Annotated in this window: 18 protein-coding genes and 1 pseudogene; 5 read left to right on the forward strand and 14 right to left on the reverse strand. The window is 62.2% G+C overall.

Annotation, left to right across the window (positions count from 1 at the left end; all coding sequences use genetic code 11):
• Positions 1-145 precede the first annotated feature (145 nt).
• From OEG84_RS17930 to OEG84_RS17940, 3 genes are all read right to left on the reverse strand, one after another.
• A complete protein-coding gene (locus OEG84_RS17930; protein WP_267654995.1) occupies positions 146-514 on the reverse strand; it encodes a YraN family protein in 369 nt (122 codons plus the stop codon).
• The gene (gene rsmI / locus OEG84_RS17935) at positions 511-1,473 is read right to left on the reverse strand and encodes a 16S rRNA (cytidine(1402)-2'-O)-methyltransferase (protein ID WP_267654996.1); all 963 of its coding nucleotides are present in this window, start codon (positions 1,471-1,473) and stop codon (positions 511-513) included. Before rsmI ends, OEG84_RS17930 begins: the two co-directional genes overlap by 4 nt.
• Before the next feature lie 116 nt (positions 1,474-1,589).
• Complete coding sequence (locus OEG84_RS17940; RefSeq protein ID WP_267654997.1) at positions 1,590-3,767, reverse strand: putative bifunctional diguanylate cyclase/phosphodiesterase; 2,178 nt, start codon at positions 3,765-3,767, stop codon at positions 1,590-1,592.
• Between the two features lie 470 nt (positions 3,768-4,237).
• Between OEG84_RS17940 and OEG84_RS17945 the strand changes: the two genes are divergently transcribed.
• Entirely contained in the window at positions 4,238-6,073 is a 1,836-nt protein-coding gene (locus tag OEG84_RS17945) for a putative bifunctional diguanylate cyclase/phosphodiesterase (RefSeq protein WP_267654998.1), read from the forward strand.
• Between the two features lie 34 nt (positions 6,074-6,107).
• Here the strand turns inward: OEG84_RS17945 and hemW are convergent, their stop codons facing one another.
• The 3 genes from hemW to rph are packed head-to-tail and all read right to left on the reverse strand — an operon-like array spanning position 6,108 to position 8,705.
• Positions 6,108-7,322: a radical SAM family heme chaperone HemW gene (gene hemW / locus OEG84_RS17950; protein ID WP_267654999.1), complete on the reverse strand. Its 1,215-nt coding sequence runs from the start codon at positions 7,320-7,322 to the stop codon at positions 6,108-6,110.
• Positions 7,319-7,972 carry an RdgB/HAM1 family non-canonical purine NTP pyrophosphatase gene (rdgB, locus tag OEG84_RS17955; RefSeq protein ID WP_267655000.1) on the reverse strand — a complete coding sequence of 218 codons (654 nt, stop codon included), beginning with the start codon at positions 7,970-7,972 and terminating at the stop codon, positions 7,319-7,321. The genes hemW and rdgB overlap by 4 nt, the downstream gene beginning before the upstream one ends.
• Before the next feature lie 16 nt (positions 7,973-7,988).
• Complete coding sequence (rph, locus tag OEG84_RS17960) at positions 7,989-8,705, reverse strand: ribonuclease PH (protein ID WP_267655001.1); 717 nt, start codon at positions 8,703-8,705, stop codon at positions 7,989-7,991.
• A 206-nt stretch (positions 8,706-8,911) separates the two neighbouring features.
• Between rph and hrcA the strand changes: the two genes are divergently transcribed.
• The 3 genes from hrcA to OEG84_RS17975 all read left to right on the forward strand — a co-directional run bounded on the left by hrcA (position 8,912) and on the right by OEG84_RS17975 (position 11,428).
• Entirely contained in the window at positions 8,912-9,994 is a 1,083-nt protein-coding gene (gene hrcA / locus OEG84_RS17965; protein WP_425602868.1) for a heat-inducible transcriptional repressor HrcA, read from the forward strand.
• Between the two features lie 126 nt (positions 9,995-10,120).
• Entirely contained in the window at positions 10,121-10,756 is a 636-nt protein-coding gene (gene grpE, locus OEG84_RS17970) for a nucleotide exchange factor GrpE (protein ID WP_324288266.1), read from the forward strand.
• Positions 10,757-10,792: 36 nt separating this feature from the next.
• Positions 10,793-11,428, forward strand: coding sequence for a trimeric intracellular cation channel family protein (locus OEG84_RS17975; protein WP_267655003.1), 636 nt, complete (start codon positions 10,793-10,795; stop codon positions 11,426-11,428).
• 144 nt (positions 11,429-11,572) lie between these two features.
• Here the strand turns inward: OEG84_RS17975 and OEG84_RS17980 are convergent, their stop codons facing one another.
• Both OEG84_RS17980 and mutS read right to left on the reverse strand, forming a co-directional pair.
• On the reverse strand, positions 11,573-12,565 hold the full coding sequence (locus OEG84_RS17980; protein ID WP_267655004.1) for an adenosine kinase: 993 nt from the start codon (positions 12,563-12,565) through the stop codon (positions 11,573-11,575).
• An 88-nt stretch (positions 12,566-12,653) separates the two neighbouring features.
• Positions 12,654-15,418, reverse strand: a pseudogene (mutS, locus tag OEG84_RS17985) (DNA mismatch repair protein MutS).
• Between the two features lie 156 nt (positions 15,419-15,574).
• On the opposite strand from mutS, the gene OEG84_RS17990 reads away from it, so the two are divergent.
• Positions 15,575-17,860 (forward strand): NADP-dependent malic enzyme, encoded by a 2,286-nt coding sequence (locus tag OEG84_RS17990; RefSeq protein WP_267655005.1) that lies wholly within the window; start codon positions 15,575-15,577, stop codon positions 17,858-17,860.
• A gap of 79 nt (positions 17,861-17,939) precedes the next feature.
• On the opposite strand, the gene olsB is transcribed toward OEG84_RS17990, so the two are convergent.
• From olsB to OEG84_RS18020, 6 genes are all read right to left on the reverse strand, one after another.
• Entirely contained in the window at positions 17,940-18,809 is an 870-nt protein-coding gene (olsB, locus tag OEG84_RS17995; RefSeq protein ID WP_267655006.1) for a l-ornithine N(alpha)-acyltransferase, read from the reverse strand.
• 201 nt (positions 18,810-19,010) lie between these two features.
• Complete coding sequence (locus OEG84_RS18000; protein ID WP_267655007.1) at positions 19,011-21,338, reverse strand: ATP-binding protein; 2,328 nt, start codon at positions 21,336-21,338, stop codon at positions 19,011-19,013.
• Between the two features lie 71 nt (positions 21,339-21,409).
• Complete coding sequence (gene acuI, locus OEG84_RS18005) at positions 21,410-22,405, reverse strand: acrylyl-CoA reductase (NADPH) (RefSeq protein ID WP_267655008.1); 996 nt, start codon at positions 22,403-22,405, stop codon at positions 21,410-21,412.
• A 77-nt stretch (positions 22,406-22,482) separates the two neighbouring features.
• Positions 22,483-22,944, reverse strand: a complete 462-nt coding sequence (gene lspA, locus OEG84_RS18010; RefSeq protein ID WP_267656244.1) for a signal peptidase II — start codon at positions 22,942-22,944, stop codon at positions 22,483-22,485.
• A gap of 29 nt (positions 22,945-22,973) precedes the next feature.
• The gene (locus tag OEG84_RS18015; RefSeq protein WP_267655009.1) at positions 22,974-23,837 is read right to left on the reverse strand and encodes a TrmH family RNA methyltransferase; all 864 of its coding nucleotides are present in this window, start codon (positions 23,835-23,837) and stop codon (positions 22,974-22,976) included.
• A complete protein-coding gene (locus tag OEG84_RS18020; protein ID WP_425602926.1) occupies positions 23,834-24,967 on the reverse strand; it encodes a class I SAM-dependent methyltransferase in 1,134 nt (377 codons plus the stop codon). Before OEG84_RS18020 ends, OEG84_RS18015 begins: the two co-directional genes overlap by 4 nt.
• Positions 24,968-25,096 lie beyond the last annotated feature (129 nt).

Consider the following 25,096-nt stretch of genomic DNA (forward strand, 5'->3'; position numbering starts at 1 on the left):
CGCCAGCAAACGCGGTGCACCAGGTTGGCGGCGCAGACGACCTCGCAGCAATCACGGAGCACAGATCTTCACATGTCAGTTTCGGCCATGGGCCTGAGCCGCGGCGCTTCACCGGTCCGTCACGCAATCCGCAAGCGGTCAACCTTCAAAACGCATCCTGCAAATGTACCGGCCAGCGCCAGCGGCTGACCACCATGATGTCGCAACGCCAGGAAAGCTGGGCTGAATCGGGCTGTCGGCTGATGAACAACTCGCCCGCAGCCAGAATCCGTCGTTGCGCCGCGTAGCTCACGGCATCAACCCCCGAAGCCAGATCGCGGCGTGCCTTGACCTCGACAAAGGCAATCAGGTCGCTCTTGCGTGCCACCAGGTCGATCTCGCCTGCCGGTGTGCGGTAGCGCAGCGCCAGTATCCGGTAGCCCTTGAGCAGCAGGGCAAGGGCCGCCAGCCATTCGGCGCGGCGGCCGATGCGTTCGGAACGCCGTTTTCGAGCGAGCCTGTCGCCCGCGCTCACGCCTCACCTTTCGCAGCGAGGTCCTTCATGTCCAGAAGCCTTTGATAGAGATCCTTGCGCGGAAACCCGGTCAGCCGCGCCGCCTCAGTTGCGGCCTTGCCGGCGGGTAGCTCCGCTGCGAGCTTGGCCAGCAGCGCATCGACATCGGTCTCCGAAGGCAACGGCGTCGAACCGGGGCCGATCACCAGCACGATCTCGCCGCGCACATTCTCGTCTTCATACTGTGCGGCGAGTTCGCCAAGCGGCCCGCGCCGCACTTCCTCAAAGGCCTTGGTCAGCTCCCGGCAGACGGCGGCCGGCCGGTCCGTTCCGAGTACGTCGGCGGCGGATTTTAGGCAGGCGGCCAGCCGGTTCGGGCTTTCGAAAAACATCAGCGTCGCAGCTACCGTCTTGAATTCGCCAAGCCGGTCGCGCCGGGCCTTGTCCTTGGACGGCAGAAACCCTGCAAATAGGAACGCGTCGCTGGGCAGGCCTGAAGCCACAAGCGCTGCCATCGGCGCCGAGGCGCCTGGGATCGGAATCACCGGCACGCCGGCCTCGATTGCGGTTTGCGACAGCCGGTAGCCGGGATCGGAAATTAGCGGCGTACCGGCGTCAGATATCAGCGCCACGCTCTTTCCCGCATCAAGCGCGGCCATCAGTTTCGGCCCGACGCGCTCCGCATTGTGCTCGTGATAGGCGTAAGGCCGGGTGGTGATGCCGAAGCGATCGAGCAGCACCCGGCTGACGCGGGTGTCCTCGCAGGCGATGATGTCGGCGCCGGCGAGCGTTTCCAGCGCGCGGATGCTGATGTCACCGAGATTGCCGATCGGTGTGGCTACCAGATAAAGCCCCGGCGACAGCGGTCGAGCGTCCACCTCATGCGCGCCGATGCGGAATTGTCGCTCAGGCTGCGCAGCCGGATCACTGGCTTTGCCGGCGTCTGTTTCGGCTCGGCTCTGTGTGTGCTTGCGTGTCATTTTCGCTCCGCCGCCATCTGAATTTTTTGGATGCGGGCCAGCCGGTATCCGGGTTCGAGCGTGCCCTAACGGGATAGGCCGGAACGGGGCAAAAAACAACGGCAAGATGTCGGGTGTCAGGCCGGGATCGCCTTGGGGGCTGGTCGCGTGCGGGCGATCCTGTTCACCAGTTCCGGAATCAGCAAGGCCGGTGCCGGCCTGGCGAAATAGAAACCCTGAACCGAATCGCAGCCCGTGCTTGTCGCCACCTTGACCTCTTCAAGGGTTTCCGTTCCCTCCACCACCAGATTGAAGCCGAGGCCGCGGCCAAGCTCGAGCACGCCGCGCAGGACCCGCTGCTTGCGGTAATCGGTGTCGGCATCGGAGACGAAGCTACGGTCGATTTTGAGCTGGTCGAACGGCAGCCGGTTGAGATAGCCCAGCGAAGAATACCCCGAACCGAAATCATCAAGCGACAGCGAGACGCCCAGCGCCCGAATGGCGGAAAGCACCGCTGCGATGCGGTGTTCACTGTGATCGACGAACACGCTTTCGGTGATCTCGATGCAGAGATCGTGCCCCGACAGGCCGTGGCGCGCGAGCGTCTCTTTGACCAGGCCGACGAAATTGCTCTGCCACAGCTGGATCGGCGAAACATTGACGGAAATATGTTTGAACTCGAACTGCATCCGGCGCCATTTCGCCGCCTGCTCGCAGGCGAGATCGAGTATCAGTGTTCCCAGCTCGACAATCTGTCCGCTGGCTTCGGCTACCGGAATGAACCGGGCGGGCGAAATCGGCCCTTCGTTCGGATGGGTCCACCGGGCCAGGACCTCAAGGCCGGTCAAAGCACGTGAAGTTGGGTTGATTTGCGGCTGGAAGTAGATCTCGATTTCGCGGGCTTCGATTGCTGATCGCAGCAGTCGTTCCATCTGTATCTGTTCCTGGAACGCGTCGTTGAGATCAGATGTGAAGAACACAGCTTGATCGCCGCCGCTGGCCTTGGCCTTGCGCAGCGCCAGTTCGGCGTTCCGATTGGCTTGATCAGCGTCCTCGGCGTCCTGATGCAAAAGCACGATGCCGGCAGAGCCGGTTATGTGGATTTCTCCGGCGGGCAACTGGTGCGGCTGCCGCCAGCCATCAAGCAGCTTTTCGGTGAGTGCGCAGGCCCTCGAGGCTGAATTGTCGCCACCAATCAGGACCACGAAATGGTCCGATGTCAGCCGTGCGGCCAGCACATCGGGGCCAAAAACATCCTTGATCTGCGCAGCCGCGAGCTTCAGCAGGTCGTCGCCGGTGGTTTGTCCGTAGGCATCGTTGATCTGTTTGAAATTGTCGATATCGAGATGCGCCAGCGTCCATTTGCCGGCGCCTGAGTGGCTCTCGCGCAGCGCGGCTTCGAGTTCGTTGAGATGCCGGCAGCGGTTGCTTAGCCCGGTCAGATCATCGCTATAGGCCAGCTGCGCAAGCTTGCCTTGCAAGGTCACAACCCGGTCGAGCCCCTGCGCCAGAGCGCCGACTTCGTCGTTTCGTTCCATGTAGGGCACCGTGCCGGATGGTCCGGCAGCGACGAGATCGTCGGCGAGTTTGGCCAGTACACGCAACGGCTTCAATTCGGTGCTCATGAAGCAGGCGCCCAGCGCGGCGACCAGCACCAGCACGAGCCCGGCGGCGATCGTGACCTGTGTGCGTAACTCGTCGCGCGCTGCAATCAGGTCGTCCACCCAACCGACATCGACAGCCAGCGCTCCCGCGACCGCGCCGAGTGATGTCTGGATCGGGGTCAGGTAGGCAAGACGCATCCGCCCCATCACCGGCACTTCGCCAAGGTGGGGGCGGTTGTTGTTCAGGTCTTCGTAAGCCGGATGACCAGCCTTGATCGACATCGGCGGGGGCATCGAGCCGTCAGGCTTGCGAAAGGTGGTGGCAAAGCGGTCGAATGCCCTGGTATGCGGATTGAACTTGAACAGGTTGGCAGCACCCTGGTTTATCTGACCGATGTCTTTCAGCAGTGCGTCGTGTTGAGTGCGGAAAGACAGCGAAACGTCGGCGGTATCGGCTTTCAGCCTTAGTGCCAGCGGGGCGCCGTCGGGGGCGTGGATTTCCACAAACTCGTTGTTGAGCTGTTCGGCAAAAAGCGCAGTTGCCGCGCGCGCCGCACGGTCGATACGCACGGCGGAATTGGTTGCCGTCACTTCGTAGAGTTTGACGTATCCAAGGGTAGCGGTGATCAGGATCGAGATTGAAACAATGACGACCAGTCGCGTTGTGATTCTGCCGGTTATGCCGTTGAGCAGCTGAAAGGCTCTGAGCATTCGCTATTACTCCCATGTATTGGTGGGCTTTTGTAACAAGTGATTATTAGGCAATAATTAAGATGAGTCAGTTCTCAGCCACCCTCAATTGTTAACCATGGGAAGGCGCGTAGCCCTGGCGACTTACTGCAAGGAAGATATGTTTCGGGTTTTGATGCAACGCGAAGCAGGTTTTATCAAACAGTTGTCTGTTGCCTCTATGACCGCATCTGCCGCCGTGTTCTGGAAGTTTTACGCCCCTGGCTGCACAATCTGGCGGCGTATCGTAGCGCACATGAAACCTCAACTTAACAAACTAAAAGTATAGTCAAAGCAATATCGAAAATAATTCCTTGTGGCACCAGAGTGATGGCGGTTCAGTTTTGATCAGGAAAATACTTGACCGCATCTCCAGTTCCATTGCGGTTCCCTCGGAAAATACCGATCTGCTCCGGGCCCAGTTTGAGGTTGTCTCCAGTCAGGTTCCGTTGATGTACAGTATTGTGCTCATCAATGCCTGGGCGCTCTCCATCACATTCCTGTCGACCGCGCCATTGTGGCTTTCGCTCTACATTCCGCTCGGGTTTACCGCCGTTTGCGGTGCTCGCCTTGTTGGTTGGTGGCGGTTGCGGCACATGGTTCCGACCGCCGAATACGCGCATCGGGCGCTCACGCTCACCACCCGACTCGCATTTCTGCTTACCGTGTTGATGACCGGCTGGGCGTTGGCGCTGTTTCCCTATGGCGATCCCTATATGCAGGGCTCGATTGCCTTTTTCATCGCCATAACCGGCCTCGGCGTCATCAATTGTCTGCAGCAATTGCGGTCGGCGACCATCATGGTCGCCATCGTCGTCAATTGCGTTTTCGTGACCTATTTCGCTCTCGCCGATATCACCTCGTTCATGGGCATGGCGGTCAACCTGGTGCTGGTTTCCGTCGCGCTGTTGCTGGTGGTGGCGGTTCAGTTCCGGCATTTCTCCGGCGCCGTCAGTGCCCGCGCCGAACTGGAGACGATCAGCAAGGAGAATGCCCGGCTGGCCAATCTCGACAGCCTGACCGGGCTCGCCAACCGTCGTGAATTCTTCACCCGCCTTGAAGGCTTGTTTGGCGAGGCCGAAGGCAAGCGACTCGCTGTCGGTGTGATTGATCTCGATGGCTTCAAACCCGTCAATGATCTTTACGGACACAAGGTCGGCGACAGGCTGCTGGTCGAGGTCGGCAAACGGCTTGCCGATGAGGCAGGAGACGGCAACCATATCGCCCGGCTCGGTGGTGACGAGTTCGCCCTGACCGTCGTTGATTGTCCTGATGATGGCGCATTGCTGGCTCTGGGCGAACGGATATGCGCGGCGCTGCGCGCTCCCTTCGTGCTGGCCGAAGCTACCGTGCAGATATCCGGGTCGATCGGTTTTTCGGTCTATCCGGAAACCGCAGGTCATGCGCAGGAACTTTATGAGCGTGCCGATTATGCGCTTTATTGCAGCAAGCGCACCAACCGTGGCCACCCGCTGCTGTTTACCAAGCAGCATATGGTTGAGATCGAGCAGAACACCCGGATTGAACAGGCGCTTTTGAATGCCGATCTGAATACCGAGTTGACGGTTTTCTATCAGCCGATCATCGCCATCGACACAGGAAAGACCATGGCCTTCGAGGCGCTGGCGCGCTGGACCAGTCCGGTGCTCGGCAATGTGCCGCCTTCTGACTTCATCCCCGTCGCCGAGCGGGCAGGCCTGATCAGCGAGCTGACCCGCATTCTGCTCAAAAAGGCCCTGGCGACGGCCTCTCAGTGGCCCGATAATGTGGGGTTGTCATTTAACCTGTCGGCCCATGACATCAGCTCCTCCAAGGCAGTGTCGCTCATTGTCGGTACCATCCTGGCAAGCGGCGTCGATCCGCAGCGGCTGGATCTGGAGCTCACCGAAACCGCGATGCTCCATGATTTCGCCCAGGCCAAGGCGGCCATCGAGATGCTGCAATTGCTTGGATGCGGGATCGCTCTGGATGATTTCGGAACCGGCTACTCCAGCCTCAGCCAGCTTCATGCCCTGCCGCTGACCAAGATCAAGATCGACCGCAGTTTCGTCTCCAATCTCGACCAGAACCCCGCCAGTTACAAGATCGTCAAATCCCTGCTGGCACTCAGTTCCGACATGGGGCTCGGCTGCGTGGTTGAGGGTGTCGAGACCAGTGAAGAGCTTGCCGCGCTGAAAAAGCTCGGAGGAAGGCTGGTCCAGGGCTATTTCTACTCGCCTCCGGTGCCCGCCAGCCAGCTTGAACGTTTTCTTCCGCAAACAACCGGTCCAGCCCGGATGGCGGGCTGATCACCGTCCCGCACGGTGCCGTGTATGCAAGTGTTCAGATAGCCAGATCTGCGACCACCGCATCCAGCACCAACATGCCTTGCGGCGTGCAGCGCAGCCGCTCCGGCCCCATTTCCTCGATCATGCCGTGCTGGACCAGAAAACTGGTTCGCTCCGGGTCGAGTTCGCGGCCCGACAACGCCTGCCAGCGCTTCAGGTCAATGCCCTCGCGCAATCGCAGACCCATCAGCAGCAATTCGTCGGCCTGTTCGGATAGGGTGAGTTCGCTGGTCTCGATCATGCCGTGGCCCGTTTCTGAAACCAGCGACAGCCATTTCTCCGGAGTCCGTTCGGTTGCGGTGGCAATCTTGCCGTCGGCGGTCGACAACCGCCCATGCGCGCCGGGACCGATGCCGGCGTAATCGCCGTAGCGCCAATAGGTCAGATTGTGCCGGCTTTCGGCGCCCGGCCGGGCGTGGTTAGACACCTCATAAGCAGGCAACCCATGGCTGTCGCAAACCTGACCGGTCAGTTCATAAAGTTCGGCCGACAGATCGCCATCCGGCACGATCAGCTTGCCGGCCTTGTGCAGGCCATAAAACGGCGTGCCTTCCTCAATCGTCAGTTGGTAGAGCGACAGGTGGTCGGCGGCCAGCGAGATCGCCTCTTCCAATTCCGCGGCCCAGGCCTGCGGTGTCTGGTCGGGACGGGCGTAGATCAGGTCGAACGACATCCGCGGAAAGATATCCCGAGCCAGACCGATGGCTTTGAGCGCATCAGCCCGGTCATGCAGCCGTCCGAGCCGTTTCAGGTCGGAGTCATTGAGCGCCTGCACGCCCATCGATACCCGGTTGACGCCGGCGTCGCGATAGCCGCGAAAGCGGCCCGCTTCGACGCTTGAGGGATTGGCTTCCAGCGTAATTTCGATGCCGTCGGGCACCACCCAGGCCGCGCGCACCGCGTCGAGAATGGCACCCACCGTTTCCGGCGCCATCAGCGACGGCGTGCCGCCGCCAAAAAAGATGCTGGTAACGACCTGCGGGCCGGAGAGCGCACGCATGGCAGCGATCTCGGCGCGGAACGCAGCGATATAGGCCTGTTGATCAACACCAGCATGCCGGACATGGCTGTTGAAATCGCAATAGGGGCATTTGGCTGCGCAAAACGGCCAGTGCAGATAAATCCCGAATCCGGGCTTGCCGGTGTCCGGCGCCAGCGTCGAACCAGAATTCGGCGCCGTTGCTGGCAATGGCGACAGGAGAGTGCTCACGTTGCGGGCACACCCAGGCACTGTTCGGCAAACAGCTTGAAGGCCCGCGCCCTGTGTGAAAGCGCCTGGCTCTGGCCGGGTTTCCAGCCGTGCTTTTCCTCGGCGGTCATTTCGCCAAAGGTGCGCTCATGACCATCAGGCCTGAACACCGGGTCATAGCCAAAGCCGGAGTTTCCACGCGGTGGCCAGACCAGCACGCCAGGCGCCTCGCCGCGGTAGAAGCTGACCTCGCCCTCGGGCGTGGCCAGACACAGCACGCTGACAAAGCGGCCAGTGCGCTCGGCATCGGTGGTTATCCCGCGAGCCTGCAGCGCATCTTCCACTTTCTGCATGGCCGCAGCAAAATCGCGTGTGCCATCAGCCATGGTCGCCCAGTCGGCGGTATAGACGCCGGGCGCGCCGTCGAGCGCATCGACCACCAGGCCGGAATCATCCGACAGCGCCATCTTGCCCGATGCCCGGGCCGAGGCCAGCGCCTTGGTGGCGGCGTTGGCCTCGAAGGTATCACCGGTCTCCTCGGGTTCGGAAAGGCCAAGCTCTGCTGCCGATGTGACCGAGACGCCGAGTGGGCCGAACAGATCGCGGATCTCTGCGATCTTGCCGGCATTGCGGCTGGCGACCAGAATCTCGCTCAGCGGTGCGTGTGCCATTCTCTATTCCCCAGTGTCAGGCGACAGTAGACTTCTGCAACGCCACCAGATCGGCGATGCCGGTCTTGGCCAGCGCCATCAGTTGATGCAACTGCTCTTCCGAAAACGGCTCGCCCTCGGCGGTGCCCTGAATCTCGACGATGCCGCCGGACCCGGTCATGACGAAATTGGCGTCGGTCTCGGCTGACGAATCCTCCAGATAATCCAGATCCATCACCGACTGGGCGGCGAAGATGCCGCAGGAAATGGCGGCGACGTGGTCCTTGAGCGCCCGGTCGACCTTGGCCATGGAGCGCTCTTCCATCCACTTCAGGCAATCATGCAGCGCGATCCAGGCGCCGGTGATGGCCGCCGTGCGGGTGCCGCCATCGGCCTGGATGACATCGCAATCCACCGTGATCTGACGCTCGCCGAGCGCTTCCAGATCGACCACGGCGCGCAACGAGCGTCCGATCAGCCGCTGGATTTCCAGCGTCCGTCCGCCCTGTTTGCCGGAGCTTGCTTCGCGGCGCATGCGATCGCCGGTGGAGCGCGGCAGCATGCCGTATTCGGCCGTCACCCAGCCCTTGCCACCGTTGCGCAGCCATGGCGGAACCCGCTCTTCGAGGCTCGCGGTGCACAGCACATGGGTATCGCCGAACTTGACCAGGCAGGAGCCCTCGGCATGTTTTGATACGCCGCGTTCAAAGCTGACCGCCCGCATCTGATCTGTTTTCCGGCCCGATGGACGCATGATGTGTCTCCTGAATTTGATTTTTCCGGGTTCTATCGGTGCCGACGCCATTATGCAAAGCAAAACAGCGCCCACGCCGGTAGCCGCCGAGCCCGGTAATTCGTACACTGCCGGGCATGCGTGGCATGCCCCTTCCGTGTTTGCCCGCATGTCCCTATATTCAGAGATGGACGAGCGGCATCGACGACCCCTCAAGGACACAGCGTATGACCATGATCAGCACATCTACATCGGCCGAACTCGCCGGAACGCTCGACGAACGGTCCCGGGAGATTTTCCGCGCGCTGGTGGAAAGCTACATGGATTCAGGCGATCCGCTCGGGTCGCGCAGCCTATCGCGAATGTTGCCGATGTCGCTGTCGCCGGCATCGATCCGCAATGTGATGAGCGACCTTGAAGAACTCGGCCTGATTTACGCGCCGCATGTCAGCGCCGGACGGCTGCCGACTCAGAAAGGCCTGCGGTTCTTTGTCGACGCCTTCATGCAGGTGGGCAATCTGCAACCGGAAATGCGCGAGAACATCGAGCGCCAGGTCCGCCCCGAGGATCCCAGCCGGCCGGTCGAGACGCTGCTGACCGAAGCCAGCCAAATGCTCTCGGGCATGACCCGGGGCGCGGGCCTTGTGATCGCCGCCAAGCAGGACACGATGATCCGTCACATCGAATTCATACGGCTGGATCCGGTCCGGGCTCTGGTCGTGCTGGTGGGCGGCAACGACCAGGTCGAAAACCGGGTCATGCAATTGCCCGAGGGCGTGACCGCCGGGCAATTGACCGAAGCCGCCAATTTCCTCAATGCCCACCTTGCCGGCCGCACATTGTCGGAAGTGCGTAGCGAGCTCGAACGCATTTCCGAGGAAGTGCGCAATGAACTCGATGTGCTGTCACGCGATCTTGTCGAGCGCGGCCTCGCCGTCTGGGCAGGCACCGAGGACAAGGGCGCAGCGCGGCTGATCGTGCGCGGTCGTGGCAATCTGCTCGATGGCTTGACCGCCGGCGACGAACTTGACCGGCTGCGGATGCTGTTTGACGAGCTTGAGCGCAAGGAAAGCCTGGTTGAACTGATGACGCTGGCCGAACAGGGTCCGGGCGTGCGCATTTTCATCGGCTCAGAGAACAAGCTTTTCTCGCTGTCGGGATCGTCACTGATCGTTGCTCCCTGGCGCGATGCCGAGGACAAGGTGGTCGGCGCGGTCGGCATTATCGGCCCCACCCGGCTGAATTATGCCCGGATCGTGCCGATGGTCGATTACACCGCGCAACTGGTGTCCAGGCTGGTGCGCAACTAGATCCGGCCCAGCCGCGGCAGATGTCGCCTTCAAACCTGCGAACAATCCCGTCGGGCCTTGATTTTTACCGCCCGAACGTCGATATGCGGTGCAACTCCCTGAGAAAACAATCGTAACGAACAGGACATCCACATGATGAGCGATGAAAGCCAAGGCCGCGAACAGGACAAGCCGGAGGAGGCTACCGCACCGCAGTCAGCAAACCCCGCCGAGGCGTCTCAGTCCGCCGAGGCTGACTCCATTCAGGTACTTGTGGCCGAAATCGAGGATCTGAGGGACCAGCGTCTGCGCATGGCTGCCGAAATGGAAAACCTGCGTCGCCGCACCGCCCGCGAAGTCAGGGACGCCAAGGCCTATGCGATTTCCGGCTTCGCCCGCGACATGCTTCAGGTTTCCGATAACCTGCAACGCGCGCTGGCCGCCGTGCCGGAACAGCAGGACGGCGCTGTCGACAACGGGCTCAAGAGCCTGGTTGAAGGCGTGGAACTGACCGAACGCGCTATGCTTGCCTCGCTGGAGCGCCATGGCGTGCAGAAGCTTGATCCCAAAGGTCAGAAGTTCGATCCGAATTTCCACCAGGCGATGTTCGAGGTGCCCAACACGGAGGTGCCCAACAACACCGTCATCGAGGTGGTTCAGCCCGGCTACGTGATTGCTGATCGGATGCTCAGGCCTGCCATGGTCGGTGTCGCCAAGGGCGGCCCCCGGGAGATGGCTCCCGAACCCGGCGCGCCCAACCCGCAAGCCGAAAAAGACGCCTGATCAGGGCCCGGCCGAACGGCGGGGCAGGAGAGACCCATGACCCCGCTTGAAGGCCTTGATTATGCCGGTGTCGCGGTATTCGCCGCCACCGGCGCGCTTGCCGCGTCGCGCAAGCAGCTCGACATGATCGGTTTCGGTTTCCTGGCTGCCGTAACCGGCATTGGCGGCGGCACCTTCCGCGATCTCATTCTCGGCGAGACCCCGGTGTTCTGGGTGCAAAAGCCGGCCTACCTGGTCGTCTGCGTCGCCATGGCCGCGCTGGTCTATTTCACTGCCCACCTGGTTGAATCCCGCTATCGCCTCCTGCTCTGGCTTGATGCCATTGGCCTTGCCGCCTTCGCGGTGATGGGCGCGGCCAAGGGGTTGGCGTTGACCGGCTCGCCGATCACGGCGATTGTCACCGGCATGATGACGGCGACCTTCGGCGGTATCCTGCGAGATCTGCTTGCGGGCGAACCCTCGGTGCTGATGCGCCCGGAGATCTATGTCTCCGCGGCATTGACCGGTGCCGGCGTGTTTGTAGCAGCCAGCCTGTTTGGCGCGCCGCTGGTTGTAGCCTCGGCCATCGGCGTGGTTTCGGCCTTTGCCGTGCGCGGCGGCGCGATCCGCTTTGGGTGGGCCTTCTCACCCTACCGGCCGCGGCCTGGTCGCCCGCCCGAAGATGTGATGTAGAGAGACGCGACCTCACCTCAACCTATCGCGTCAGGCATCCGACTGGATGCACGAAGCACGCAGTAGTAATCAGCTTCAATCAATGCAGGCGCAGTCACGTCAAATTAAGGCGATTTGAACGTGACGCGCATGAGGCAACCTGGTTCAGATGAACCCGGCCTTGCTGGCTGCATCCTTGAGCGAGAGCTGCGGCCTTGGTCCGATCTGCTGGATCACCAGCCCGGCAGCGAGGCTGCCCAGCTTGCCACAGACGTCAAGCGGCTTTCCGGCCGCGTAACCATGCAGGAAGCCCGCTGCATAGAGATCGCCGGCGCCGGTGGTGTCGACCACCTCGTCGATTTCAATGGCGTCAATATCAACGCGCTTATCACCGCGAACAATGACCGAACCGTGCTCGGAGCGGGTGATGGCCGCGAGTTTGCAGTCCTTGCGCAGCTGCGACACCGCATGTTCGAAATTGTCGGTCTCATAAAGCGATTTGGCTTCTTCCGCATTGGCGAACACGATGTCGATGGTGCCCGAGCGCATCAGCTCGAGAAACTCTTCCCGGTAGCGGCCGACGCAGAACGGGTCTGATAGCGTCATCGACATTTCGCGGTTGTGCTTGTGGGCGATCCCGGCGGCGAGCCGGATCGCATCCTTGGCCCGCGGCGGGTCCCACAGATAGCCTTCGAAATAGGTGACTTTGGCTTCGGCGACGACATCGGCTTCAATGTCTTCCGGACCAAGTTCGACGCAGGCGCCGAGATAGGTGTTCATCGACCGCTCACCATCCGGCGTGACAAAGATCATCGACCGCGCGGTTGGTGGTGTGCCGTCGAGCGGTTTTGTATCGAAATGCACGCCCAGGGTACGGATGTCGTGGCTGAAGATCTTGCCGAGTTGATCGGCCGAGACCTTGCCGAAATAGGCCGAACGGCTACCGAAGCTGGCGAGACCGGCTGCGGTGTTGCCGGCGCTGCCGCCCGAGGCTTCGATCGCTGGTCCCATACGCGAATACAAGAGTTCGGCGCGCTCTGCGTCGATCAGGTTCATCGCGCCCTTGATAATTGTATTGTCGACAAGAAATTCTTCGTCGCAGCGGGCAATGATATCGACAATCGCATTGCCGATGCACAGGACATCAAAACGGCTCATAAAGGATTCCTTTTCCTCACTGCGACCGGGCGCGCAGTCGCGCCTGTTTTACTGATTTTTGCTGGAGAATAAACCCCGGCACAACCAGTCATTGCCCGGTTCGGTGGCTTTTTTCTTTTTGCCCAAGTCGTTTTTTCAACTCGTACAACGCCTCGTGGGCCTGGCGCGGCGTCATGTCGTCGGGGTCGAGTTCCGCCAGCAGGAGGTCCAGGTCCGACGGCCCGCTGGCGGATTTGACCGGTTCGCGGTTGACGGGAACGGCAAACAGCGGCAGGTCATCAACAAGCCGTGTTGCCGGGTTTTCCCGCTCGGTGGTTTCCAGAAGTGTGAGCACGTCGCGGGCACGGGCCACCACGGCGTCGGGAAGCCCCGCCAGCCGCGCCACCTGGATGCCATAGGAGCGATCAGCCGAACCGGGGCCAACTTCGTGCAGGAACACCACTTCGCCCTGCCATTCCTTGACTTTCATGGTGGCGTTGGAAAGCCGCGGAAGTTTTTCCGACAGCGCGGTCAACTCGTGGAAATGTGTGGCGAATAGGCCCCTACAGCGATTTTGAGCATGCAGGTGCTCGACTGCCGCCCAGGCAATCGACAACCCGTCAAAGGTCGCCGTGCCACGGCCGATCTCGTCAAGGATGACCAGCGAACGGGAAGTGGCCTGGTTGAGGATGGCGGCGGTTTCCACCATCTCGACCATGAAGGTCGAGCGTCCGCGAGCCAGGTCGTCGGAGGCGCCGACGCGCGAAAACAACCGATCGACAACGCCGATATGCGCCGCTCCGGCGGGCACGAAAGAGCCCATTTGCGCCATGATGGCGATCAGCGCGTTCTGTCGCAGAAAGGTCGACTTGCCGCCCATGTTGGGCCCGGTCAAGAGCCAGATCGCGCCGCCGTCATGGCTCTCGTCGGGAGGCGAAAGATCGCAATCATTGGCGACAAACGGTTGTGCGGCCTGTCGTCTGAGCGCCTGTTCGACCACCGGATGGCGGCCGGCGACGATCTCGAACGCCAGACTGTCGTCGATTTTTGGCCGGGCATAGCCCTGTTCCTGGGCCAGGTGCGCCAGTGCCGCCGTCACATCGATCACCGACAGCGCGTTGGCCGCAGCCTTGATGCTGTCGGCATTGGCAATCGCCATCCCCACCATATCATCGAAGGCGGCCAGTTCGATCGTTAAAGCCTCACCGGCGGCATTGGCGATCCGGGTCTCGATATCGGACAGTTCGGTGGTGGTAAAGCGCATGGCGTTGGCCATGGTCTGGCGATGGATGAACCGCGCCTTGGCCGCGTCACTCTCGGTCAGCGGCGCGGCGTTGAGCGCCGTCACTTCAATGAAATAGCCCAGCACGTTGTTGTGCTTGATTTTCAGTGATTTGACCCCGGTTTCCTCAGCATAGGAGAGCTGCAGTCCGGCAATCACCCGCCGCGACTGGTCGCGCAGAGCCCGGAGTTCGTCGAGCTCGGCTGAGAAGCCGGCGCGTACAAAACCGCCGTCGCGCTTCATCAGCGGCAATTCGTCATCGAGTGCCTGCGAAAGCCGTGCTGCAATCTCTTCGGGCAGGGCGGCAAGCGTGTCGACCGCCGCCCGCAACTGCGCCGGAGGGTTTTTGCATCAAACAGCGCGGCAATGTCGCGCGCCGCTGTCACCCCGGCTAGAATGGCGCCGAGATCGCGCGGCCCACCGCGGTTGAGCGCCAGCCGCGACAGTGCCCGTGGCATGTCCGCCACCGCCCTGAGCGCGACCCGTAGCGCTTCGGAAAGCTGGTGTTCGGCGATCAGATAGGACACCCCGTCGAGCCGGGCGTTGATCTCGGCAGGGTCGGTCAGCGGCGCCATCAGCCATTCGGCGAGCTTGCGACCGCCGCCGCCGGTCACGGTCCTGTCTATTGCCTTGATCAGGCTGCCCTGGCGCTCGCCCGAAAGCGTGCGCACCAGTTCCAGATTGGCCCGCGTCGCCGGGTCGATGAACAGCCGCGCGCCGTCGCGCTCGTGCTCGGGCCGGCCGAGCGACGGACGCTCGGAAATCTGGGTCTTTTCAACATAGGCGACCGCCGCCGCCGCCGCCGCCAGTTCGGCGCGCGAGAAACTGCCGAAGCCATCGAGTGAGCCGACATCGAAAAACCGCGCAATCCGGTTTTCCGCCGTGGCGCTGTCGAACAGCACACCGGGCTGTGGCACCGCGACCCGGCCCAGCTGATCGATCAGCGGCCGGATTTCGGGATCATGAAATACGTTGTCGGCCAGGATCAGCTCGCGCGGCTCGACCCGGGCAATGTCGGCCAAGAGCCGCACCAGCCGGCTTTCTCCGACATGAAAGGCGCCGGTGGAAATGTCGATCCAGGCAAGCCCGAATCGGGCCTCGCCCGGGCCCTTTACCCGCGCCAGCGCCATCAGATAGTTCGATTGTGACGGGTCGAGCAGTTTGTCTTCGGTCAGCGTTCCCGGCGTCACCAGCCGGGTCACGTCGCGGCGCACCACCGATTTGCCGCCGCGCTTTTTCGCCTCCGCCGGATCTTCGGTCTGCTCGCACACCGCCACCCGGAACCCCAGCGAGATCAGCTTTTGCAGATAATCGTCGGCGGCATGAACCGGCACCCCACACATCGGGATGTCGCGGCCAAGATGCTGCCCCCGCTTGGTCAGTGTGATGCCGAGCGCCCGCGAGGCGTCCACCGCGTCCTCGTAGAACAGCTCGTAGAAATCGCCCATCCGGTAAAACAGCAGCGAATCCGGATTGGCAGCCTTGATCTCGATGAATTGCTCCATCATCGGCGTCGCCGTGGCGCGGCTTTCCGCTGTGGCGAGTTCAGCGGTGGTCAGGATGCTGGAGGTAAGCGGATTTTCGGCGTTCAAAGGGGATGCCTGTCTTGGTTTTTCAAGCGTTTGGAATGTAAGCTTCTGCGGATAGTCGGCTTTACAGCCCTGAGCAACCACCCTAACGGTGGGAGAGCAGGAAACACAACAGGATGAGGCGCCGTACACAAGGTCGCCCACAACGGGATGGAAAAAATGCCAGGTACGGACAAGTCAGATCGCTCGATTTCCGCGGTAACCGATCAGGAGGCTTTGGATTTCCATTCCCGCGGCCGGCCCGGCAAGCTGGAAATCAACCCGACCAAGCCGATGGCCACCCAGCGGGATCTGTCATTGGCCTATTCGCCCGGTGTGGCGGCACCGGTAACAGCCATTGCCGAGGATCCTTCCCGCGCCTTTGATTACACCGCGCGCGGCAACATGGTGGCGGTGATCACCAATGGCACCGCCATTCTCGGCATGGGCAATCTCGGCGCATTGGCAGCCAAGCCGGTGATGGAAGGCAAGGCGGTGTTGTTCAAGCGCTTCGCCGATGTCGATTCGATCGACCTGGAAGTCGATACCGAGAACGTCGATGAATTCGTCAATTGCGTCCGCTTTCTCGGCCCCAGCTTCGGTGGCATCAATCTCGAGGACATCAAGGCACCCGATTGCTTCATCATCGAGCAGCGCCTGCGCGAGGTCATGGACATTCCGGTGTTTCATGACGATCAGCATGGCACTGCGATCATCGCCGTGGCCGGGCTGATCAATGCGCTGCACCTCACCGGCCGCGATCTCAAGTCCACCAAGCTGGTCTGCAACGGCGCAGGTGCTGCGGCGATCGCCTGTGTCGAACTGGTCAAGGCGATGGGGTTCACCCCGCAAAACATCACCCTGTGTGACACCAAGGGGGTGATCTACAAGGGTCGCACCGAAGGCATGAACCAGTGGAAGTCGGGCCATGCGGTTGAAACCAAGGCGCGGTCGTTGGCTGATGCCATGGATGGTGCCGATGTTGTTTTCGGTCTCTCTGCCAAGGGCGCACTGACCGAGGACATGATCCGTTCGATGGCGCCGCGGCCGATCATCTTCGCGATGGCCAACCCCGATCCGGAGATTACGCCCGAGGAAGTCGCGCGCATCCGCGACGATGCCATCATGGCCACCGGCCGCTCTGATTATCCCAACCAGGTCAACAATGTTCTGGGGTTCCCCTATATCTTCCGTGGCGCGCTCGATGTCCGGGCGACCACCATCAACGAGGACATGAAGATCGCCGCCGCCCATGCGCTGGCCAATCTTGCCCGCGAGGACGTGCCCGACGATGTGGCTGCCGCCTATCAGGGTGTGCGGCCGCGTTTTGGCGCGCAATACATCATTCCGGTTCCCTTCGACCCGCGGCTGATTTCGGCGATTCCGGTCGCCGTTGCCAAGGCGGCGATGGAGTCGGGCGTGGCGCAAAAACCGATCCTCAACATGGAAGCCTACGCCCAGGAATTGTCCGCCCGGCGAGATCCGATCGCCTCCACCCTGCAAAGGCTCTATGAGCGGGTACGCCGCCATCCGCGCCGTGTTGTCTTCGCCGAAGGGGAGGAAGAGCAGGTGATGCGCGCCGCCGTTTCCTATGTGAACCAGAAGCTGGGCACTGCCTATCTGCTGGGACGCGAAGAGCAGATGCGCGAAACCGCCAAGCTGGCCGGTATCGACCTCGAGCGCCCGGGCATTGAGCTGGTCAATGCCCGGGTCTCGCGTCGGGTCGAGGCCTATACCGATTATCTTTATGCGCGATTGCAGCGCAAGGGCTACTTGCACCGCGATTGCCAGCGGCTGATCAACACCGATCGCAACCATTTCGGCGCCTGCATGGTGGCGCTCGGCGATGCCGATGCGATGGTGACGGGCACCACACGCAATTATTCCACAGCCCTTGAGGACATCCGCCGCTGCGTCGACGTCAAGCCCGGCCACCGGATGATCGGCGTTTCGCTGGCGCTGTGCCGCGGGCGCACCGTGTTTGTCGCCGACACCGCCGTCATCGACATGCCGAACTCCGAGGAACTGGCCGACATCGCCGAGGAAGCCGCCGGCATGGCGCGGAGGTTGGGTTATGAGCCGCGGGTGGCGATGCTGGCCTATTCGACCTTCGGCCATCCCACCGGTGAGCGGTCGGAGCGGGTGCGCGATGCGGTAAAGATTCTCGACAAGCGCCGGGTCGATTTCGAATATGACGGTGAAATGGCCGCCGACGTGGCGCTCAACACCAAGGTGCTCGAGCAATACCCGTTCTGCCGGTTGTCGGGCACCGCCAACGTGCTGGTGATGCCGGCCTTCCACTCGGCCTCGATCTCGACCAAGATGCTGCAGGAGCTGGGTGGCTCCACAGTCATCGGCCCGTTGCTGGTTGGCCTCGACAAGTCGATCCAGATCGTTTCGATGGGCGCCAAGGATTCCGACATTGTCAACATGGCGGCAATTGCCGCTTACAACGCCTCGAGCTGAAGCGGGAAAAAACAGGGCCGGGTGAACGGACCCGGAGCGGGAAAAACAGGGCCGGGTGAACGGACCCGGCCGGCAGCTTTTACGCCGAAAACCGCGAAGCGTCGGCGCCATAGTGATTGATGTAGCGGCCGCGGATCTGCTTGACCGGCAGGATCACCAGAATGTCGGTGGTACGGAATTCCCGGTCGACCACAGCCTCACTGGAAACCAGCGCGCCGAGCCGCAGATAGCCCTTGACCAGCGGCGGCATGGCGCCCAGCGCCGCGCGCGGGGTGATTGCTTCCACCGGCATCATGTCCAGCGACACGCCGCGTCCGGGAATGGCGTTGACCGTCCAGTTGTCGCCGGTGGCGGCAGCCTGGTTGAGGAACGACAGCGCCAGCGCATGGGCATGCGGTTTGTCACCGGGAAACGACGCGCATCCGAACATCGCGTCAATGCCGTGATTGAGCGCATAGGCCCAATTGCCTTGCCACAAGGCTTCCAGCGTGCGGCGGGTACGGTATTCCTTGAGAACGCAGGAGCGTCCAAGCTCGAGAAAGCGCTTGCCGGGATTGCGCCCGACCAGGTCGACCACGTCGAATTCACTTTGCGAGTAAAATCCGTCATGGCGCTCGGCCACTTCCTGGCGCAGCAGCCGGTAGGTGCCGACAATCTGGTTTTCGGCGGTGCCGGTCAATGCCGTGTCAAGCACCAACAGATGGTCGCAGTAACGGTCAACGGCATCGAAATCACGTTTGGCGCGCACCGCCTCGGCCGGCAATTGCGCGCCCATTTCCTCGGCGAATACACGGTAGCGCAGACATTGGGCGGCTTCGATCTCGGCGTTGGTGGCCGCCAGCCGCACTTCCAGCGAGCCAATTTTGCCAAGCGCTCGGTCGGCCGGCTGGCTCTTGGCCAAAGGTACGTGGAAAGGGGTGGACAGGGGCTGTTGCACGTGCGTTTCCATGGGTCTTCTCCCGCTAATGGATGCACGGGTTCAACCACGATTCTGCGACATCCCGGTGACATTTGCCATCCCGGTTGTGGCCATTTCTGGGTAATATTGTGACTGCCCCTCCACAGGTCAATTCATCCCCCTAAAAGGGTGGGGTAAGGGAGCGATGCCGGTTCCCGCGTGTCGGTGCCTCGAAGCCGCTTTCGCAGCCGGTTAGCCGGTGGCGCGTTCCCGTTTGCGCGCGGTGACCGAGGCGAGCGAGACCAGCCATTCCGGATCGACCGGCTTTTCCGCGTGCCCGTCGGCGCCGGCGGCCAGCAGATCGTCGCGGGTTGAGGCCTGGCCATCCGCTGACAGTACAATTATTGGCAGACGGGCGAGCTGGTTTACCTCCTCCTCGCTGCGGATCCTGGTGATGGCGGTGCGGCCATCTACCTCGGGCATCGACAGATCGGTGATGACCAGGTCGTATCCGGCCACGCCGCCGGGCCGCTCCATTGCCTTTTCGATCAGTTTGCGACCATTGTCGACCACCGTTACCCGGTGCCCCTGGCGGGCCAGCACGGTGCGTACCACCAGTGCGTTGACCGGATCGTCCTCAGCCAGAAGAATGTCGAGCGTCGGATGCTCGGAGCTGCGTACCAAAACCGGCGGTCGCGGCTTGCTGGCCAGCCTGTCGCGGTCGTCGCGGTCGTCCCGTCTGGTCAGCACGTTGATCAGCGAGGTGCGACGCACTGGCCGCACCAGCCATGCATCCGCACCGTGGGCGCCATGGCCTTCGAGATCGCGGCTGTCCTCGGGTGCAATCACCAGCGTCCGCGCTACCGTGTCGGGCAGGACGGTCGGGGCCGCGGCCAGCAGACTGTCGGCGTGCTCGGCGATGCGGCGATCAACCAGAATGTCGCTCAGAAATGCGCCCGAGCGGTTGAGCCGGGTCAGCGCCGCGATAATTGTTTCCGCGTCGTCGGCGGCTTCGGCAAAGCCGCCCAGATCGCGGATGCTCCACAGCATCGCCGTCGATACCGGCCCGCGCGGCGCGATGACCAGCACGGCGCGGTCGGCAAGCGGCCCGCGCTGCATCACCGGTGTGTCGGTTGCCTCAAAATCCTGAAGCGGCACGGTGAAATGGAAAGCGCTGCCGCGGTCCGCTTTGGAGACGACGCCGATTTCGCCGCCCAGCGCCTCGACGATCCGCGCCGAGATCGACAGCCCCAGACCAGCGCCGCCATGCTTGCGTGTAGGGCCGTTGTCAGCGCGCTCGAATTCGTCGAAAATGCGGGTCTTGTCTTCGTCCTTGAGACCCGGACCTGTATCGGAAACGATAAAGTTGAGCTTGTTGTTCTCAAGCGCCACCTCCACCAGTACGCCACCGGCCTCGGTGAACTTGATGGCATTGCCGACCAGATTGAACAGCACCTGCCGCAGCCGTCCGATGTCGGAGGTGATGCGTTGCGGTGCATCGGGGGCAATGTGGACAGCGATTTCGATGTCTTTTTCATGGGCGCGCGAGGCCATCAGTTCGCAAACTCCGTGCACCAACTCCTCAAGATTGCCCTGTTCGCGGCGCAAGTTGAGTCGTCCCGCCTCGATCGACGTGACATCAAGCAGGTCCTCGATCAGTGACAATAGCGCCTGGCCGGATTCGCGCGCGGTCTTGAGATAGCTCGCCTGTTCGGGGGTAGTCTCGGTCTGCTCGAGAAGATGGGTCATGCCCATGATGCCATTGAGCGGGGTGCGAATTTCATGGCTGACAGCGGCCAGGAAACGGGTCTTGGCGTGGCTAGCGGCTTCCGCCTTCTCCCGCGCCTCGACCAGTTCAACTTCAGCCCGGCGGGTTGCCGTGATGTTGCGACCGATGCAATGGACCAGCAGTTGTCCGGTTGCGGGATCGCGCGCAGCCTTTTCGTGCCAGGTCCAGATCGTCTGCTCTGAACCTTCGCCGAGGGTGAGTTCGCGATTGCCGTTGTCGTCGTGGCTTCCGGGCGTGATTCCGGCCGCTTCCAGCGTCAGTCCGACCGGCCGGTCACAGCCGGTGATCTTGCTGAAGGTGTCGTTGGCATAGATGATGCGGCCATCGAGATTGCAGGCCGAGACCATGTCGCCAAGCGTATCAAACACCGCCGTGAGCTGGCCCGAAAATCCCCCCAGCTCCCAGGAGCGGTCGAACTCCTGCTCGCTCTTGGCTGCTGTCCCGGCCGACGCCGAGGCGGGAGTTGTGGCAGCGACCGGGCGCTGGCTCGGCCCGACAGTCTTCCGCCGGAGCAGCGGCAACGCCGCAAACACCGCAATCCCCGCCACCGAGGCGAGCAGCACCATCGGTGCATTGAACGAGACCGAAATAGCGGCTGCGGCCATCGCCGCCGAGGCCGCAAACAGCGGCCGTGCCGCAGTACTATGCGCGACGCCGGGGCTGACGGTTGCCGTGTCGGAGACCGGGTAACGGACCGCCGGGCTAACCGTCTGGGTGTCACGCGAAGTCTCAGCCTGTTGATTGAGGGCCAGGCTGAGTGCTTCTTGGAGTCGGCTTGGTTCTGTGCTCATGACGCCATGGATACACGGGTCCGGTGAGCAAAGTTTTCAGCAAAAGCATCGAATTTTACCGATCCGGCGCTTTACTGCTTCATATTGACCACCACGCGGCCCCGCACTTTGCCATCGATGATGGCGTGGGCAGCGTCGATGATGCCGTCAAAGCCGACTTCGGTCGACAGCGCTTCCAGCTTCGAGACGTCGAGGTCGCTTACAAGCCTCGCCCAGGCTTCCTGCCGCAACGCCAGGGGCGCCATCACTGAATCGATGCCCAGCAGCGAGACGCCGCGCAGGATGAATGGTGCGACCGAGCCCGGCAGGTCCATGCCCTGGGCCAGGCCACAGGCCGTCACCGCGCCGCCATAGGAGGTCATCGACAGCACATTGGCCAGCGTGTGGCTGCCGACTGCGTCGACGCCGCCGATCCAGCGTTCCTTGTTGAGCGGCTTGGCCGGTCCTGACAATTCATCGCGGTGGATCACTTCGGAAGCGCCCAGTTGCTTGAGGAATTCGCCTTCCTCGGGGCGGCCGGTCGAGGCGATCACCTCGTAGCCAAGCTTGCCCAGCACCGCGATGGCCACCGTGCCGACGCCGCCATTGGCGCCGGTGACGACCACCGGTCCGCGCGTGGGGTCAATGCCGTGCCGTTCCAGCGCCATCACCGACAGCATGGCCGTGTAGCCGGCCGTGCCGATTGCCATCGCCGAACGGCCATCCATGCCCTCGGGCATCGGAATCAGCCAGTCGCCGTTGAGCCGGGCATAGGTGGCATAGGCGCCGGTATGCACCTCGCCGACGCCAAAGCCGTTGAGGATCACCTTGTCGCCCGGGCTGAAGCGTGGATTTTCAGAGCTTACCACCGTGCCGGCGCAATCGATCCCCGGGATCATCGGCCAGCGCCGCACCACCGGACCCTTGCCGGTAATTGCCAGCCCGTCCTTATAGTTGACGGTAGTCCATTCCACCTCGACCACGACGTCGCCTTCCATCAGGTCGTCAAGACCGAGCTCGGCGACATTGACCGACAGTACCTTGTTGTCGTCACGGGTGAGCAGGATGCCCTTGAAACGGTCTTGCATGAAAACTCCTCATATGCTGTTGGGCGCAGACTGGCCCGCGATTGGCTTGAGATCAAGAGCGACGAAAGCCGGATGGTCTATGCTCTTGTCTTGCGTTCGCGAATGGTGGCGATGACTTCGTCGAGCACGATCAGCCCGGCACCGACCGATATGAAACTGTCGGCCAGGTTGAACACCGCGAACGACCAGTGCTCGGTGTAAAACAGGATATAGTCGACCACATGGCCATAGACCGCGCGGTCGATCAGATTGCCGATTGCTCCGCCGATGATCAGCGCATAACCGAGATGGGCAATCGAGCGCTCCGGCGGCGTGCGCCACCACAAGATCACGACAAAAATGGCGACAAGCGCAGTCACCCCCAGCAGCGCTACATCCGGCAGGCCCTTGAGCAGTGAAAAGGCGATGCCCTCGTTCCAGGTTCGGTAGAGCGCCAGCATCGGCACCACCGGTATCAGCTCGTTGAAAGGCAGCCGTGTTTCCACCAGCCATTTGACGACCTGGTCGAAGGCCACGGTGCTTGTCACCATGGCCAGCATCGGGCCGGCGCGGCTCAGGCGGGAAGTGGTCACGGTGTTAGATCCCCCAGAGCAAGCAAATGGCGCCGAGCCTCGAACAGCATCACCCCGGTGGCGATCGCCAGGTTGAGGGAATCGGCCCGCCCGGTCTGCGGGATACGGGCCAGCTTGCCGCAGGCCGATGCCATGCTGTCGGGCAGGCCGGCCTGCTCGTTGCCCATCAGCAGCACCACGGCACGGTCCTTGTAATCGATCGAGCGGTAGTCGACGCTGCCCTTGAGGTGGCTGCCGACCAGCAACGCTCCGTCCTTGGCTGACCAGTTCAGGAATTCCACTTCGGACGTGCGCACCAGCGGCATCGCGAAGATCGAACCCATGGTGGCGCGCACGGTTTCGGTCGAGAACGGATCGACAGTCTCGCCGATCAGCATCACGCCGGAAGCACCAGCGGCATCGGCGGTGCGGATGATGGTGCCGAGATTGCCCGGGTCGCGCACCCGGTCAAGCGCGATCCAGGTTTCGTCGGCTTTGGGCGCAATCTCTGAAAGCGGCGTCAGTTTCTGCTCGAACACGGCAATCACCGCTTGCGGATTGTCGCGGCGGGTAATCGCGGTGAGCACCTTTTCGCTGACTTCGAGAACCAGTCCGCCGCGCGCCACGGTCAGCGCAGCGATCCTTTCGACCTGCTCGGTGCTGGTCCGCGCTTTAGCGTAGATCAGTGTTTGGATGTTCCAGCCGAGTTCAATCGCATCGATCACCAGTTTCAGCCCTTCGGCGAGAAAGGTTCCGGTCTCGTCGCGGTGCTTTTTCATCGACAGCGCGCGAATGTCCTTGATCACCGGATTGGACAGGCTGGTAATTTCCTTGACCAGGCCGACCCGTGGCGTGCTTCCGGAAGCGTTCGGATCTCTCATTGCGGCAGCCACCTTGAATAGAGCGATGTCGACAGCGCCCGGCAATCATCCGCGCCGGTCTTGCCACTCTCGCGGATAATCAGTTCGCCCGATTCCACCACTCCGCCGGCGCCGCGCATGGTCTCGCGCATTAACTCGTGAATGGCATAGAACGACGCCCGAATGGAATAGGCGGTCAGCACCAGCCCGACCGGCTTCTGGCTTAGCAGTTCGCGGCAGATGTCGAGCATCAATGGCAGATGCTCGAACAATTGCCAGACCTCGCCATTCGGGCCGCGGCCGAATTTCGGCGGGTCGGTGAGGATGATGTCGTAGCGGCTACCGCGGCGTTCCTCGCGGGCGATGAATTTCATCGCGTCCTCGCAGATCCAGCGGATCGGCTTGGTTTCGAGCCCGGCCAATGCCTGGTTTTCACGGGCCCAGCCGATGGCCTTTTTCGAGGCGTCGACATGGGTGACCTCCGCGCCCGCCTTGGCCGCCACCAACGAGGCGACGCCGGTATAGCCAAACAGGTTGAGCACTTTCAGCGGTCGGTTCGCGTTGGCGATCTTCTCGGCCATCCAGCGCCAATGGGCGATCTGTTCGGGAAACACCCCGACATGGCGGAACGAGGTCAACCGGCCGTAAAAGTCGACGCCGAGCAATTGCATCGGCCAGGTTTCGCCGAGCGGCAGATTGGGAAACGCCCAGCGGCCGATCCCGTCTTCGTCGGTGTCGCCGGTAAACAGCGCATCGGCCTTGTTCCATTCGGCATCGGAAAGCCCGCGCGCCCACAGCGCCTGGGCTTCCGGGCGGACAATTCGCAATGTGCCGTATTGTTCGAGCTTTTCGCCCTCGCCGGCCTCGTTCTGGCCGGTGTCGATCAGCCGGTAGCCATCCTCGTCGCCGATTTCCAGAATCAGCGGCGCCACCTGACGGGGCAGTTCACCGCTGCGCTTGTTGAGCGGGCGGATCGGCGGGGACTGTGCCGATTGGCTGCGCTTGTCGGTGGCGGCCTGTGCTTCAGCCGCCAGTCGTTCCGAGGGGCGCTTGCCCTTTATCTGTCGCGAGGTAGTCTCGGGCGCACGATGAGACTTGTCGCGGAACGGCTTTTCCTCGGGCTTTGGACCATGACCCGGCTTGCCGCGCAGTTTGGCAGGCGGACGCGCCTGTTTAGTCCCTTGCGCGGGCTTGCCGCCAGGGCCGCGCCGGGCCTGTTGATTGCGCTTGTCCGCCACGCTGAAGCCGTCCCGTCAGTCTGGAGCTCGTGCCACACCGTC

It is taken from the genome of Hoeflea algicola (assembly GCF_026619415.1).
Classification (GTDB): domain Bacteria; phylum Pseudomonadota; class Alphaproteobacteria; order Rhizobiales; family Rhizobiaceae; genus Hoeflea; species Hoeflea algicola.

What these genes read in the sequence shown, in the direction of transcription:
- rdgB (WP_267655000.1), bottom strand. Translation starts at nt 7,972, where the DNA reads ATGGCACACGCACCGCTGAGCGAGATTCTGGTCGCCAGCCGCAATGCC.
- rph (WP_267655001.1), bottom strand. Translation starts at nt 8,705, where the DNA reads ATGCGTCCATCGGGCCGGAAAACAGATCAGATGCGGGCGGTCAGCTTT.
- OEG84_RS18015 (WP_267655009.1), bottom strand. Translation starts at nt 23,837, where the DNA reads ATGAGAGATCCGAACGCTTCCGGAAGCACGCCACGGGTCGGCCTGGTC.
- lspA (WP_267656244.1), bottom strand. Translation starts at nt 22,944, where the DNA reads ATGCTGGCCATGGTGACAAGCACCGTGGCCTTCGACCAGGTCGTCAAA.
- acuI (WP_267655008.1), bottom strand. Translation starts at nt 22,405, where the DNA reads ATGCAAGACCGTTTCAAGGGCATCCTGCTCACCCGTGACGACAACAAG.
- OEG84_RS17980 (WP_267655004.1), bottom strand. Translation starts at nt 12,565, where the DNA reads ATGAGCCGTTTTGATGTCCTGTGCATCGGCAATGCGATTGTCGATATC.
- hrcA (WP_425602868.1), top strand. Translation starts at nt 8,912, where the DNA reads ATGACCATGATCAGCACATCTACATCGGCCGAACTCGCCGGAACGCTC.
- OEG84_RS18000 (WP_267655007.1), bottom strand. Translation starts at nt 21,338, where the DNA reads ATGAGCACAGAACCAAGCCGACTCCAAGAAGCACTCAGCCTGGCCCTC.
- OEG84_RS17945 (WP_267654998.1), top strand. Translation starts at nt 4,238, where the DNA reads ATGTACAGTATTGTGCTCATCAATGCCTGGGCGCTCTCCATCACATTC.
- OEG84_RS17975 (WP_267655003.1), top strand. Translation starts at nt 10,793, where the DNA reads ATGACCCCGCTTGAAGGCCTTGATTATGCCGGTGTCGCGGTATTCGCC.
- OEG84_RS17940 (WP_267654997.1), bottom strand. Translation starts at nt 3,767, where the DNA reads ATGCTCAGAGCCTTTCAGCTGCTCAACGGCATAACCGGCAGAATCACA.
- olsB (WP_267655006.1), bottom strand. Translation starts at nt 18,809, where the DNA reads ATGGAAACGCACGTGCAACAGCCCCTGTCCACCCCTTTCCACGTACCT.
- rsmI (WP_267654996.1), bottom strand. Translation starts at nt 1,473, where the DNA reads ATGACACGCAAGCACACACAGAGCCGAGCCGAAACAGACGCCGGCAAA.
- OEG84_RS17990 (WP_267655005.1), top strand. Translation starts at nt 15,575, where the DNA reads ATGCCAGGTACGGACAAGTCAGATCGCTCGATTTCCGCGGTAACCGAT.